Source organism: Veillonella sp. 3913 (assembly GCF_003992235.1).
GTDB lineage: Bacteria > Bacillota > Negativicutes > Veillonellales > Veillonellaceae > F0422.
Window position 1 is genome coordinate 103,467 of the sequence record NZ_RQVF01000001.1, and the last position, 13,800, is coordinate 117,266.

Below are 13,800 nucleotides of genomic sequence, written 5' to 3' on the forward strand. Positions count from 1 at the left end.
TATATTTGTTTTACAGGAGACCCTATGACTCAGGAACGAGTAAAAAAATATGTAGGTGGACAAGCTGTCATTGAAGGGGTTATGATGCGTGGTCCTAAGATTATGGCCACAGCTTGTCGAAAACCAGATGGAACCATCACGGTTAAAGAAGAACCTACGAAATCTATCCAAGACAAGTATCCCGTATTAAAGTTGCCATTTCTGCGTGGAGTAGTAGCTTTATTTGAATCCTTAGTGATTGGTATGAAAGCCTTATCCTTTTCGGCACAGGCCTCTGGAGAAGAAGAGGAAGAGGTATCCAACAAAGAAATTGCCATCACTATGGCTGTATCTGTACTCATTGCAGCAGCATTATTTATCGCCTTACCGACATGGTTGGCAAAATTTATGCCAGGTGCAGGCACAGATCATATGATATTGAATTTATATGAAGGAATTATTCGTTTAATCCTTTTTTTATTATATATTTTTGCTATTGGACTCACTCCAGATATTAAGCGTGTCTTTCAGTATCATGGAGCAGAGCATAAAACGATACACACCTATGAAAATGATATGGAATTAACCGTGGAAAATGTGCGAAATCATTCTAGATTACATGCACGGTGCGGTACTAATTTCTTATTATTCGTCATGGTAGTGAGTATTGTTGTATTCGCATTTCTAGGTTGGCCTAATTTAGTGGAACGTATAGTATCTAGATTAGCCTTGATGCCAGTGGTGGCTGGAATTTCCTATGAATTGATTCGCCTAGCTGGACGGACACAGCATCCACTCATGAAAGCCATCATTGCTCCTGGTTTGGCCCTACAATATATGACTACGAGAGAGCCAGAGGATGACCAAATTGAAGTGGCTATTCGTGCCTTACAATCTGTGCGACCTAGTGAAGAAGATGCTTACGAAGAAGATTAGAAAGGAGTCACCGTGTTAGTAGATAAACTGCAAGTGATTGAAGATAAATTTTTAGACTTGGAACAGCGCATTTCTGACCCAGATGTGATTGCTCGCCAAGAAGAATGGCGTAAACTGACTCGCCAACATGCGTCATTGACGGATACAGTGAACACATTCCGTCAATATAAACAAGTCTTAGCCGGCATTGAAGAAGCGTTAGAAGTACTAGGTGATAAAAGCCTAGATGAAGACTTCCGTGCTATGGCACAAGAAGAATTGAATGAATTAAAAGTTCGTCGAGATGAATTAGAGGCAGAATTACATATTTTGCTATTACCAAAAGATCCGAACGATGATAAAAATATTATCGTCGAAATTCGTGGTGGTGCCGGTGGTGATGAAGCAGCTTTGTTCGCAGGAGATTTATTCCGCATGTTTACAAAGTACGCAGAAACACAAGGCTGGAGATGTACCATCATCGATGCGAACGAGCCTGAATTAGGGGGCTTCAAAGAGGTCGTATTTTCCATCGAAGGCGACAGTGTATATTCTAAGTTAAAATTTGAAAGTGGCGTACACCGTGTGCAACGTGTTCCAGATACAGAATCTTCTGGACGTATCCATACGTCTACTGTAACGGTAGCGGTATTACCAGAAGCAGAAGATATCGACATCGAAATCAATGAAAAAGATTTGGAAATCGATACATACCGTGCATCTGGTGCAGGTGGACAGCACATTAATAAAACGGAGTCAGCTGTCCGTATTACACACAAACCATCTGGTATTGTGGTAGCTTGTCAGGATGAGCGTTCTCAGCTCAAAAACCGTGAAAAAGCAATGCGCGTATTGCGTGCTAAATTACAAGATAAAGCAGAGCAAGAAGCGACGTCCGCTATGGCAGCAGACCGTAAAAGCCAAGTGGGTACAGGGGATCGCTCCGAGCGTATTCGTACGTACAACTATCCACAAGGTCGTGTCACAGACCATCGCATTAACTTAACTTTATACAAATTAAATGCTGTATTAAATGGAGATATGGATGAATTAATTCAAGCCCTCATTACAGCAGAACAAGCCGCTAAAATGCAAGAGGCAAATCAACATGGATAATGAGTTATGGACTATTAGTCGCATGCTCCAATGGACAGAGCAGTATTTTCGCTCCAAAGGCATAGAATCAAGCCGCTTGGATGGGGAAGTACTGCTTTCTCATAGTTTGGGCTGTGACCGCATGTATTTATATGTCAACTTTGACCGACCTTTGGACAAAGCTGAATTAGATGCCTATCGACCTCTAGTGGTACAGCGTGCGAAGGGGTATAGCGTAGCCGCTATTACAGGGCATAAAGAATTTATGGGGTTAGACTTTCATGTGAACGAGCATGTATTGATTCCCCGTCCAGATACAGAAACCTTAATTGAAGATATGCTAGACCTTTATGAAGTAGATGCATCGCCACGCGTTTTAGACTTATGTACAGGTCCCGGTACCATTTTATTAAGTCTATTGCATTATTTGCCCAATGCCACTGGTGTAGGTGTAGATATTTCCAACAAAGCATTAGCAGTAGCTGAGGAGAATCGCGTATCCTTAGAATTAGCCGATGTTTCAAGGTTCTGTGAAAGTGATATAAAGCAACTATTAGAACAGGTGAAAGTAGGTAAAGGTACTGAATATAGTGCGCTGTTAGAGGCTTGTAAGTCTCTATTTGATGAACAACAAACATCCTTAGACGGTTTATTTGATATAATTGTGTCGAATCCACCGTATATTACCACCGCAGAGATGAACACATTATCTCAAGAAGTATTACATGAACCTCATATTGCCCTTCATGGAGGAACTACGGGATTAGAGTTTTATGTTCCTATCATTCGTGAAGGTTGGCGTCTAGTAAAAGACGGTGGATACCTTGCCATCGAAATTGGACAAGGTCAAGAAGAGGCTGTATCAAAGCTAGCTGCAGAAACAGGATACTATGGAGAACCAGTGTATCAACAAGATATAGCTGGTATTATTCGTGAAGTACGTTGGGAAGTACGACGCTCTTTTATATAAAATTTTGTTCGATACATGTAATAGTGGGGATAGAGCGCCATATACTTGTCCATAGATTTACGTTCCACTGAGATTTGCTCCGAAGTATATGGCACTCTATCTGTAGTAATCAACAATATCCTGTACAAACAAAAGTTTATATACGGCTCGCTTTGTGGAGGTAGGATGAGAGTCGAAAATTACTGTCTCATATAGTTTAAAATAAGTTTGTTATAAGTGATATAATAGTAAATAGGAAACAGTACATAGGAAAGGAGGTATGATATGGAAGTAGTAGAACATATTGAAACACAGGTATTGACTCCTGATGATGTAGAATTAGCCGGTACGTTGCTTCGTGTAGGCGATTTGGTGGCCATACCTACGGAGACGGTCTACGGCTTAGGAGCTAATGGACTGGCAGCAGATGCGATGGATCGTATTTATGCAGCCAAGGGGCGACCTTCTGATAATCCTTTAATTTTACATGTATGTGATCAGTCTATGGTACACCGTTTAGTGAAACATATCTCTCCTTTAGAACAAAGATTAATGGATACCTTTTGGCCAGGTCCTTTGACGATTACCTTTGAAAAGTCTGCGCTAGTGCCAGAGCGTGCGACCGGTGGACTTTCACGGGTGGCATTACGATGCCCAGACCATGAGGTGTGTCGTAAGATGATACGTATTGCGGGTGTGCCTATTGCAGCGCCTAGTGCCAATCGTTCAGGTCGGCCAAGTCCGACTACGGCAGAAGCAGTCTTACACGATATGAAAGGACGTATTCATGCTGTAGTAGATGCAGGGCCTTGTGAAATTGGCGTAGAATCTACAGTCGTACAAGTCGAAGATGATACGATAATTATCCTACGTCCCGGTGGTGTCACAAAAGAGATGCTAGAAATGGTGGCGGACCATGTGGTATATGATACGGCATTGCATGATCCTACAGAGGCGCCGAAAGCGCCAGGGATGAAATATCGCCATTATGCCCCTGATATGCCGGTACAAGTACTAGTGGGACAGTCATTAACAGTAGCGGAACATATGAAAGACATCATAGATAAGATGGTTCAGCAAGAAGCTATTTTACAGGAAGATTGCACAAGAAAGCCGAGAGTTGGGTTATTACTTTCAGAGAAAACTTTGGAAAATTTAAATACAGTACTTCCCAATTTTACACTTTCGGTAGATATCATTGTATATGGTGAACAAGCAGAGCCTATGGCATTGGCCAACCGTTTATATGATAGTTTATTACAGTTTAACGATATGGGTGTGGATACATTAATTGTGGAAGGCTGTGCTCCGGTAGGACTTGGTGTGGCCGTTATGAATCGCTTAGAGAAAGCCAGTGGTGGTCATGTACAATATATCTAAGGATGTTTGAAACGCTTGATGGGATGAGTGCAGTAGTTCTAAATATTGGTATGTTGATATATATCAGATATGGTTTTTCTTAATTGATTTTGTAAACGTGATGGCTAGACCATATTGGATGGTGTAAAATAGCTTTAAAGTGTAGTAGAGGTAATTATGAATTTATTGTTTGTTTGTACAGGGAATACCTGTCGTAGTCCCATGGGAGAAGGAATTGCCCGTGCTGTAGGGCGTGAACTTGGTATAGAGGTATTGACCTTATCCACAGGATTATTTTGCGTTCCTGGAGCTAAGGTGAGCGACGAAGCTGTGGAGGCAGTTCGTGAATTAGTAGGCGAAGATATTAGCGAACACAGCTCTCGCCCATTAAAAGTAGATTTTGTGAAAGCCGCAGATTATGTATTGGCAATGACAGAAGATCATAAAAAAATATTACTTCGCCAATTTCCTTTCGATAGTAAAAAAATTATGACCCTTGCTGAATTTGGTGGTGAAGTTGGGGACGTAGAAGACCCATTTGGACAATCTCAAGAAATATATACTAAAACAGCGGAACAGATTGTACGGTATGTACAACAAGGACTTGCATTGCATAAATAAGAATGCTCCAATTGATTCATCAAATAGATTGGATACCATAGTATATAAAGAATACTATAATTGCTTGTATGTATAAATCAACAATGCGGATATGTATCTACAATACAGGCGTATCTAAAGATATATATTAATAAGATACTATTTTATGAAGCTAGTATTAAATAAAGGAGGACGAAATGAAAGTAGCAGTTGGTTGTGATCATGGTGGATTTCATTTAAAAGAAGCTATTAAAGGCTTACTAGAGAAACAAGGCATTGAGTACAAAGATTTTGGTACGTACTCTACAGATTCCATGGATTATCCAGATGTGGCAAAGCCATTGGCGGAAGCAGTGGCAGCAGGCGAATTTGATCGTGGTATTTTGACATGTGGTACAGGTATCGGTATCGGTATTGCAGCGAACAAGGTTAAAGGCATTCGTGCGGCATTATGTCATGATACATTCTCTGCTCATGCTAGTCGCGAACATAACAATGCTAATGTACTAACTATGGGTGAACGTGTTATCGGTCAAGGTTTGGCATTAGAAATTGTGGACATTTGGTTGCACACTGAATTTGAAGGCGGTCGCCATGCAAAACGTGTGGATAAAATCTCAGCTATTGAAGAATAATAGAATAATATCGAACAAAGTAACGGCTGGTCCTGAGATTGGACTAGTCGTTTTTATGTTCGATATAATTCTAAAATAAATATATTCGGAATCTTACAAATATAGAAATATTAGTCAATTTACTATACAATAGTATATGTAATATTACTATTAGATAGGAGATACTATGCATATTTTATTAACAAATGACGACGGCTTATGGGCCCCAGGTATACAAGGATTAGCACAGGAATTAGCAAAGCACCATCAAGTAACAATGGTGGCACCAAAGGTGGAGCAAAGTGCAAAATCTAGTGCGTTAACGGTACAAGTACCGATTCGAGCAAAAGAGATGAGTGAAGAGGGTGACAACCCAAGAATGCTCTTTGTAGAGGGCACACCAGTAGATTGCGTGAAGTTTTCTTTATCTTATTTATTAAAAAATGATCGTCCTGACTTAGTTGTATCTGGTATCAACCATGGATTTAACTTGGGATCTGATGCAGTGTATTCAGGTACTGTAGGTGCCGCATTAGAGGGATTGATGTACGATATTCCATCTTTGGCTTTATCTCTTGAGAAATATACCGTCAAACGTATGGAGGAAATATTGCCTTTTATTACTGACTTTATCAGAGTTATGTACGAAAAGGGAAAATATGAAGGGTTGTTAAATGTCAATTTCCTAAAAGAAGGCCCTGTTGGCTGGGAACAAGTGAAAGTATTCCATCAAGGTTTTCAAGAATACACGAATGTTATCGATGTTCGTAAGGATGCCAAAGGTAGAGAATATTATTGGATTGTAGGGGACCAAGGATTCCATAAGGAAGATAAACCAACCGATGTGGGACATATCAAAGAAGGATATATATCTGTGGTGCCTTTGACGTGGAAACAAGAAGATACGGCTCAAATTTCTGTGGTGGAACAGTTAATTGCAAATAAATAGCGTGCAGTCATTAAAGCTTTACAACCCCGTGGAGGGAGTATTAACTTTTGGATATATTTATTATAGTATAGTTATAAATCTTTGATGTATCTAATAATATACAAACGATCTATCTATCATGATATATGATAGGATAGGTCGTTTCTTTTTATTGTAAACTCCTAGTAATTATATTGGAGTTGACAATAAAAAGCAATAGTGTTTTAATACTACTTGAAAGACATTTTTTATCATCTTATGTTGTGGCTCAAGGGAGGGTCCTATCATGAAAGAAGAAACAAATGTAACAGGAGCGATGAGTGCAAGACAAATTACGATGACCGCATTATTTGTGGCTTTGGTAGCAGTAGGGGCATTTATTAAGATTCCTATTCCTAATTTACCATTTACCTTGCAATTGCTCTTTACCACATTAGCTGGTTTAATCTTGGGAAGTCGATTAGGTGGTATGAGCGTAGCGATGTATATTATTCTTGGTCTCGTAGGTGTACCAGTGTTCACTGAAGGTGGCGGATTTATGTACATCTTCAAACCTACCTTTGGCTATCTAGTAGGCTTTGCTATTGGTGCCTTTGTGGCAGGTCGTATGATAGAAAAAGCAACAGTTGTGACTTTCAAAACATTGCTAACCGCTTCATTTGTGAATTTAGCTATAGTATATGCCTTAGGCATGGTCTACTTATATGAAATCATGGATCTATACTTAGCAAAACCAATTGGACTAGATGTATTATTTATCTACTGTTTTGCATTGCCAGTGATACCAGATATTTTCCTCTGTATCTTGGCAGCAGTGATTGCAAAACGATTACTTCCGATTTTAAAACGATAGTATACATAACAGATGTGACATAAGGTGCATATACACGTTGGTATGCACCTTATGTTGATATTTATGAAAGTCACCACAGGTGATGAACAACGTAGGAAAGGATAAAATCATGACAATAACTCAAAGCCCAAAAGGTTTGTATATATTAGGTACAGGAACAGATGTAGGTAAAACATATATCACTGCTTTATGGCTCAAAAAACTTCATGAAGCTGGCCATGATGTGGCATATTATAAAGCAGCTGTCAGCGGTGCTCCTAGCATTTCTGAAAGCGATGCAGGCTATGTAAAACAAGTGGCAGGACTTTCACAGGAGGATGAAAGTTTACTATCTTATGTATTTGATGAGGCCGTATCTCCCCATTTAGCGGCTCGTCATGAAGGAAAAGTTATCGATAGAACCATAGTGAACCAAAATTTCTGTAACGTCGCTAGATCACATACCTATACAACTGTAGAAGGTAGTGGTGGCATTATTTGTCCTCTATATGTGACAGATACAGAATTATATATGCTAGAAGATGTAGTAAAAGATTTAGGCTTGCCAACCATTGTGGTAGCTACAGCAGCACTTGGTACGATTAACAGCACAGTGTTGACAATCCATTATTTGCAATCCAAAGGTATTACTGTAAAAGGTATCATTGTGAACCAATACACAGGAAACCCAATGGAAGAAGATAATTGTGTGATGATGGAACGATTGACGGGTATTCCTGTGTTAGATAGAGTAGGACCTGGGGAAACATCCTTGCATATAGGTGTGAAGGTTATGTTAAGTTGCTACGAGGATATAGTGAATCCCCATGCATAATTAGATAATTATAAGAGAGGTATAGGTATACACATGAAAGATTGGGCAAAAAAGGATTTAGAATTAATTTGGCATCCATGTTCTCAAATGAAAGATTATGAAACATTGCCACCCATTGTAATCGACCATGCAAAAGGTTGCTATTTATATGATGTAGATGGAAAAGAATACATAGATATTATCAGTTCTTGGTGGTGTAATTTATTGGGTCATTGCCATCCAAAGGTCAATAAGGCGATTAAAAATCAATTAGATACATTGGAACATGTTATCTTTGCTAACTTTAGTCATCGTTCGGCTATCACTTTGGCTGAACGATTGAAAGAAGTAGTGCCAGAAGGGTTAACAAGGTTTCACTTTAGTGATAATGGGTCTGGTGCTGTAGAATGTGCCTTGAAAATGGCGTTCCAATACCATTATCAAACAGGTCACCCAGAGCGTCAAAAATTTTTATGCCTCAGTGAGAGCTACCATGGTGAAACCATTGGTGCTTTATCGGTAGGCAGTATGGATTTGTTTGCTGAAATTTATAAGCCAATGTTGATGGATCAAACTATCCATACACAAGGACCAGACTGTTATCGTTGTGCTTATGGTAAAACTCGCGAAACTTGTTCCTGTGAATGTTTTGAGCATATGGAACAAGATTTCGCAGAGCATGGTTCCACATTAGCAGCTGTTATCATCGAACCATTGATTCAAGGGTGTGCAGGTATGAAAATGTATCCGCCAGAATACCTACGTAAACTACGTGAGCTGTGCGACCGTTATGGAGTGTTACTGATTGCTGATGAAATTGCAACAGGATTTGGTCGTACAGGCAAGTTATTTGCCTTTGACCATGCAGGAGTTTCTCCAGATATTATGACTGTCTCCAAAGCGTTGACTGGTGGCTATATGCCGATGTCAATTACAGTAGTAGCTGAAAAAATTTATCAGGCCTTCTACGATGATTACCACACAATGAAAGCGTTCATGCATAGTCATACCTATAGTGGTAACCCATTGGGCTGTGCCGCAGCATTGGCAGTACTAGATACATTGCGAGATGAACATATTTTAGAACAAGCTGAGGAAATGGGTAACTATTTACATGATGCCTTACTGAAAGCCTTAGGTAATCACCCCAATGTAGGAGAAATCCGTCGTATGGGATTAATAAATGCCATCGAACTTGTTACCAATAAAGAAGCAAAAGAAGGATTTGATGGATCCTTGCGCATGGGCTATCAAATCTATAAAAAAGCATTAGATAGAGGATTACTACTTAGACCATTGGGGAATGTCATTTACTTTAATCCCCCTTTAACCATTGATAAAGAGACCATCGATATTGCCATCGAACGAACAGTGAAAGCCATGGCAGATGTATTGGGATAAGTGTAAATCATTAAATATAACTCGTTAAACTATCATCTTTGTGCTACAATTTGGGTAATATCTAATTCCCTAAAATATTTTTTAGATTATAAAGATGGAAAAGAACCTGAATATAGTCTGATGTACGAGAGTGATAGTGAAGTTCATACGATATGAATTAGAATAATAAAAAGGCTGTAAGCAAACGATATGAATGCTTACAGCCTTTGCTATATTTTGATTATGTTGTTAAAATCATTGGTTACCATTAGATTACAAAGGGATATTCTAACTTGTACTTAAGATAAACTAGTGATTTTCCGTATACCCCTCAGGTGCTTTCGGTTCTACCACAATGTCGTTGTGGGTATTAAATATGACATACCCCAAAGGAGATCCAGGTGGCTTTTTAATGTACTTCACTAAGGTGTAGTCCACGGTTACTTTAGATGTATCTTTTCCTTTGCTAAAGTACGCAGCGATTTGTGCAGCGGCTTCAATCATTTTAATATCTGGTTCTATATCTGAACGTAAGATAACATGAGATCCTTGAATATGCTGTGTATGTAACCATAGATCATTAGGTTTAGCCCAACGGTTGGTAAGGTACTCATTTTGCTGGTTGTTTTGCCCTACATATACGTCACCATTAGGAATGGTAAAATGCAAGAAATTGTCTTTTTTAATCTTGAAAGGAATCGGCTTTTTAGATTGACGCAAGATGCCTGCACTTTCACATTCACTGCGAATTTCTTGAACAGATTGTTTGGTCGTGGCCAAAGATAAACTGTATTGAATGGATTCCAAATAAGAAAGGCGCATGGAGCTTTGTTCTAGTTGGTATTGACCATTTTTTGTACGATTTTTCATCTTACGATACAGTTTATAATAGGCCTGCGCATTTTCTGTAATGGATAATGGGGGATCCAATGGGATTGTAATATCTTCAGCCGAGTCAGATAATACATTTTGTACTGTCACTTCCGATTCATAGTGGTGGGGCAAGTAGCTATAAATCATGAGCAAATCCCCATAGGATTTATACATATCCGCTTTGGATGTGTCGTCTAGTTCAGCTTTTATTTTTTCGTGACGACCTTCCTCTTTTTTGATAGCGGCGGAGATAATTTTTTCTAACTCTTTTCCTGCTGTATGAATAGCTCCTAGCTTTGCCACATCCTGTGAAAGGGCCTCAGAAATTGTTGGATACTGGGTAGTATCAACAATGGTGTGGGGAGAACTTTCACAGAGTGGAATAGGCGTTAACAAGCGTTTACCAGTAGCTGTAGTGTATTGCAATAATCCTTGTGTCCTAAGAAGTTGGGATTGCAAATTAGTAAGTCCTTCGGTGATACTATTGATGAGCTCCGCTGTCATCGGTGTCGTAGGAGTTAGCCCCATACGATAACATAGATCATCTAATAGGACAGGACCAAAGCCATTGAAGATATGGCGAATGGTATTGCCTACTGTATCTTGTGAAAAGGATTGGAGTAATTGTGTTATTTCCGGACCTGAGAACTGCATAAGATCCACACGAGATGTATTAGGAGGTAGCTCGTAAGGTAATTTGGGAGCTACTGACCGAACACGATTCATAAGTGGTGTGACATGAACCAGAGATTCTAAAATGGTGCCATCTTGCACAAATATACAGTTGGAATATTTGCCCATTAGTTCTACATAGATTTCATTTACAAGTATGGAACCATCTAACCCTAATTTGTCGGCTGTGATGCGGATAATACGGTCCCCGTGTAGTTGCTCAATATTTGTGATACGAGCTCCTTCAATGTATTTTCGTAAATACATAATAAGAGATGTGGGCTCCTTGGGAGCATCTACAATCTTGTCTGTTACATAGATAGATGGAGCACTGCCTACAGTAATCACTAAGTATGGACTTGTGGTAGGTGTATTAATTTTTAAAAGTATACTTGTTTTATCAATCTGCTGAATACGTTGAATTTGACCATTACCAACTTGGTCATTTAGTTCTCGGATTAATACAGATAATGTTAAACCATCTAAATTCATGGAAATCCTTTCGTTATAGGTGTATAGTACTATTATATTTGAAAGTGTAAAATATTCTTGCAATTACACTTCTTTTCTATACAAATGGAATAGGTAATTTGTATAAATTTACGAAAAATAATTGATATTACATGGTACCTTACTAAGGGTACCATATTCTTATACTATCTATTAGTAAGAGAAAAATTTAAAAACTATCACTATACTAGTATACACTAATCTAGTACTAGGAGATATAGGTAGGTTTTGAATTAAAGGTATGACACCCAAAATATAGCTGAATAGAGACATCGTTAAACTTGATGTTTCACTGAGAGCGATATATAAGAGAAGAATAATGCATATCTGAATTAGCAGTGAAATAAAATTTCTAACTATATTAACATTATGGTAGATATAGATTAGAGCAAATAAAACGTTTTATTTTTACTCTTACCGTGCTATACTGAAAGGTAAGAAATAGAACGGAAACGCGAGGTAAATCCATGAACAGTATGACAGGCTTTGGTCGCGGCATAGTGACTACAGAAACAGGAAGTTTCCAAGTAGAGATTAAAACGGTAAACACAAGATATTGTGATATTACAATTAAAAGTCCTAAACAATTTAATATCTTTGAAGACAAAGTTCGACGCCTAATCCAATCTGCCTTTCAACGTGGTAAGGTAGAGGTGTCTATTTTATACAAAGAGTCCGGCGAGCAAGAGAAAGAATTATCTATGAACCGTGCCTTATGTGGACAGATTAAACAATTTTTGGTAGAAGAGGGATTCTATGCAGATGTGAAAGAGGTTCCTCTATCGGCAATTATGTCCATTTCTTCGGATTGGATCTCTGTAGAAGAACCACCTACTGATGAAGAGGCGATGGGACGATCTTTAGAAGAGGCAACAAAATTGGCCATTGACGGTGTTCTTGCGATGCGTGCCAAAGAAGGCGTTGCGATGAAAGAAGATATTACGAAACGCCTACAAGGGATTGAAACATTATTCGCTTACATGGAAAGTCGAAGGGATGTGGCCCTAGCACATCATGAAGATCGGTTATTACAACGAATCCAAACTATGCTAGATAAAGTGGGCGTAGATTTTCAAGAAGAACGGTTTATGCAAGAAGTGGCTATTCTTTCAGACAAAGTAGATATTTCAGAAGAGATTGCCCGATTTGCCTCACATGTGGTACAATTAAAGGAAATCCTTGAGGAAGAAGGACCTATTGGACGGAAGTTAGACTTCTTGTTACAAGAAATGAACCGTGAGGTCAATACAATGGGATCTAAGGGGAATGAAATTACAATTGTAGATACAGTTGTACAATTGAAAGTAGAGTTAGAAAAAGTAAGAGAGCAAATTCAGAATATAGAATAATGTGTAAGTAGTACTGGAGTTATCATGTCTGATAAAGGAATATTAATCGTCATTTCAGGACCATCTGGGGCAGGAAAAGGCACGATTTGTGCAGAACTCCGCAAACAAATGCCAAACCTGGTCTATTCTGTATCGATGACCACACGTCAACCGCGGGTGGGAGAAGAAGAAGGCATTAGCTATTTCTTCCGAGATGTAGATACATTTGAAAAACTAATCAAAGAAGATGCATTCTTAGAATATGCAAAAGTGTATGATAATTACTATGGTACACCGAAAGAGCACGTTATGAACTTATTAGAAGAAGGCAAGAGCGTGATTTTGGAGATTGATATTCAAGGTGCTATGAAGGTAAAAGAATCCTACAGCGATGCTGTCTTTATCTACGTTGTGCCGCCATCCTTAGATGTGTTAACATCTCGTTTGCATGGTCGTGGTACGGATGATAAAGAAGTGATTCATAAACGTTTATCTTTAGCTTGTTCAGAATTAGCATTAGCACATCGTTATGACTACATAGTGGTGAATGATGATTTGGAAGATGCCATTGAACGAACAGCTTCTATCTTGCGAGCTGAAACATGTAAGATTAGTCGCAACAAAGAAAAGATTCAATACATTTATAAACGGTATAGCAATGAACAAGGACAGCAATAATATAGTAAGTAGATAAAGGAGACGTTCATTATGATGGTAGAACCGCATTTAAAAGATTTAGAAAAACAGGTGGACAGCAAATACACGTTGGTAACATTAGCAGCTAAGCGTGCTCGTGAACTGACAGATGGAGATCCATCCCTTGTAGGTGAAGTAGGAACGGAAAATCCAGTGTCTATCGCTTTGTACGAAATCGCTGCAGAGCAAGTAGGTTTTGAACGCACTAAAGACGGTGTAAAATAAGTTTATATTGTGATTGTAAGATGCCTAATGA

14 protein-coding genes are annotated in these 13,800 nt (G+C 38.8%); 13 read left to right on the forward strand and 1 reads right to left on the reverse strand.

What is annotated here, in order from left to right:
• The first annotated feature begins 24 nt into the window (after positions 1–24).
• The 10 genes from EO113_RS00525 (at position 25) to bioA (ending at position 9,486) form a co-directional block, all read left to right on the forward strand.
• Positions 25–915 (forward strand): DUF1385 domain-containing protein, encoded by an 891-nt coding sequence (locus EO113_RS00525; RefSeq protein ID WP_127135208.1) that lies wholly within the window; start codon positions 25–27, stop codon positions 913–915.
• Positions 916–927: 12 nt separating this feature from the next.
• Positions 928–2,010, forward strand: a complete 1,083-nt coding sequence (prfA, locus tag EO113_RS00530; RefSeq protein WP_062402531.1) for a peptide chain release factor 1 — start codon at positions 928–930, stop codon at positions 2,008–2,010.
• Positions 2,003–2,959: a peptide chain release factor N(5)-glutamine methyltransferase gene (gene prmC, locus EO113_RS00535; protein ID WP_127135209.1), complete on the forward strand. Its 957-nt coding sequence runs from the start codon at positions 2,003–2,005 to the stop codon at positions 2,957–2,959. Before prfA ends, prmC begins: the two co-directional genes overlap by 8 nt.
• 264 nt (positions 2,960–3,223) lie before the next feature.
• Positions 3,224–4,318: an L-threonylcarbamoyladenylate synthase gene (locus EO113_RS00540; RefSeq protein ID WP_127135210.1), complete on the forward strand. Its 1,095-nt coding sequence runs from the start codon at positions 3,224–3,226 to the stop codon at positions 4,316–4,318.
• A 156-nt stretch (positions 4,319–4,474) separates the two neighbouring features.
• Positions 4,475–4,918 (forward strand): low molecular weight protein arginine phosphatase, encoded by a 444-nt coding sequence (locus EO113_RS00545; RefSeq protein WP_127061069.1) that lies wholly within the window; start codon positions 4,475–4,477, stop codon positions 4,916–4,918.
• Between the two features lie 176 nt (positions 4,919–5,094).
• Entirely contained in the window at positions 5,095–5,532 is a 438-nt protein-coding gene (rpiB, locus tag EO113_RS00550; RefSeq protein WP_127135211.1) for a ribose 5-phosphate isomerase B, read from the forward strand.
• Between the two features lie 166 nt (positions 5,533–5,698).
• Positions 5,699–6,460: a 5'/3'-nucleotidase SurE gene (gene surE, locus EO113_RS00555; RefSeq protein ID WP_127135212.1), complete on the forward strand. Its 762-nt coding sequence runs from the start codon at positions 5,699–5,701 to the stop codon at positions 6,458–6,460.
• Positions 6,461–6,725: 265 nt separating this feature from the next.
• A complete protein-coding gene (locus EO113_RS00560; protein ID WP_127135213.1) occupies positions 6,726–7,292 on the forward strand; it encodes a biotin transporter BioY in 567 nt (188 codons plus the stop codon).
• A gap of 109 nt (positions 7,293–7,401) precedes the next feature.
• Positions 7,402–8,106 carry a dethiobiotin synthase gene (gene bioD, locus EO113_RS00565; RefSeq protein WP_127135214.1) on the forward strand — a complete coding sequence of 235 codons (705 nt, stop codon included), beginning with the start codon at positions 7,402–7,404 and terminating at the stop codon, positions 8,104–8,106.
• A 33-nt stretch (positions 8,107–8,139) separates the two neighbouring features.
• A complete protein-coding gene (bioA, locus tag EO113_RS00570; protein WP_127135215.1) occupies positions 8,140–9,486 on the forward strand; it encodes an adenosylmethionine--8-amino-7-oxononanoate transaminase in 1,347 nt (448 codons plus the stop codon).
• Positions 9,487–9,774: 288 nt separating this feature from the next.
• Here bioA and EO113_RS00575 read toward each other — a convergent pair whose 3' ends face one another.
• Positions 9,775–11,502, reverse strand: a complete 1,728-nt coding sequence (locus EO113_RS00575; RefSeq protein ID WP_127135216.1) for an NFACT family protein — start codon at positions 11,500–11,502, stop codon at positions 9,775–9,777.
• Between the two features lie 485 nt (positions 11,503–11,987).
• Here EO113_RS00575 and EO113_RS00580 point away from each other — a divergent pair, with 485 nt between their 5' ends.
• Genes EO113_RS00580 through rpoZ form a run of 3 tightly spaced genes read left to right on the forward strand, consistent with a single transcriptional unit; the run spans position 11,988 to position 13,769 of the window.
• A complete protein-coding gene (locus EO113_RS00580; protein WP_127135217.1) occupies positions 11,988–12,869 on the forward strand; it encodes a YicC/YloC family endoribonuclease in 882 nt (293 codons plus the stop codon).
• Between the two features lie 24 nt (positions 12,870–12,893).
• Positions 12,894–13,526, forward strand: a complete 633-nt coding sequence (gene gmk, locus EO113_RS00585) for a guanylate kinase (protein ID WP_009354106.1) — start codon at positions 12,894–12,896, stop codon at positions 13,524–13,526.
• Positions 13,527–13,556: 30 nt separating this feature from the next.
• The gene (gene rpoZ, locus EO113_RS00590) at positions 13,557–13,769 is read left to right on the forward strand and encodes a DNA-directed RNA polymerase subunit omega (protein WP_009354099.1); all 213 of its coding nucleotides are present in this window, start codon (positions 13,557–13,559) and stop codon (positions 13,767–13,769) included.
• Positions 13,770–13,800: the final 31 nt, after the last annotated feature.

Excerpts from the sequence above, each read along its gene's own strand:
- surE (WP_127135212.1), top strand. The coding sequence starts at position 5,699 with ATGCATATTTTATTAACAAATGACGACGGCTTATGGGCCCCAGGTATA.
- EO113_RS00545 (WP_127061069.1), top strand. The coding sequence starts at position 4,475 with ATGAATTTATTGTTTGTTTGTACAGGGAATACCTGTCGTAGTCCCATG.
- prmC (WP_127135209.1), top strand. The coding sequence starts at position 2,003 with ATGGATAATGAGTTATGGACTATTAGTCGCATGCTCCAATGGACAGAG.
- rpoZ (WP_009354099.1), top strand. The coding sequence starts at position 13,557 with ATGATGGTAGAACCGCATTTAAAAGATTTAGAAAAACAGGTGGACAGC.
- rpiB (WP_127135211.1), top strand. The coding sequence starts at position 5,095 with ATGAAAGTAGCAGTTGGTTGTGATCATGGTGGATTTCATTTAAAAGAA.
- EO113_RS00525 (WP_127135208.1), top strand. The coding sequence starts at position 25 with ATGACTCAGGAACGAGTAAAAAAATATGTAGGTGGACAAGCTGTCATT.
- EO113_RS00540 (WP_127135210.1), top strand. The coding sequence starts at position 3,224 with ATGGAAGTAGTAGAACATATTGAAACACAGGTATTGACTCCTGATGAT.
- bioA (WP_127135215.1), top strand. The coding sequence starts at position 8,140 with ATGAAAGATTGGGCAAAAAAGGATTTAGAATTAATTTGGCATCCATGT.
- EO113_RS00575 (WP_127135216.1), bottom strand. The coding sequence starts at position 11,502 with ATGAATTTAGATGGTTTAACATTATCTGTATTAATCCGAGAACTAAAT.
- EO113_RS00580 (WP_127135217.1), top strand. The coding sequence starts at position 11,988 with ATGAACAGTATGACAGGCTTTGGTCGCGGCATAGTGACTACAGAAACA.
- bioD (WP_127135214.1), top strand. The coding sequence starts at position 7,402 with ATGACAATAACTCAAAGCCCAAAAGGTTTGTATATATTAGGTACAGGA.
- gmk (WP_009354106.1), top strand. The coding sequence starts at position 12,894 with ATGTCTGATAAAGGAATATTAATCGTCATTTCAGGACCATCTGGGGCA.
- EO113_RS00560 (WP_127135213.1), top strand. The coding sequence starts at position 6,726 with ATGAAAGAAGAAACAAATGTAACAGGAGCGATGAGTGCAAGACAAATT.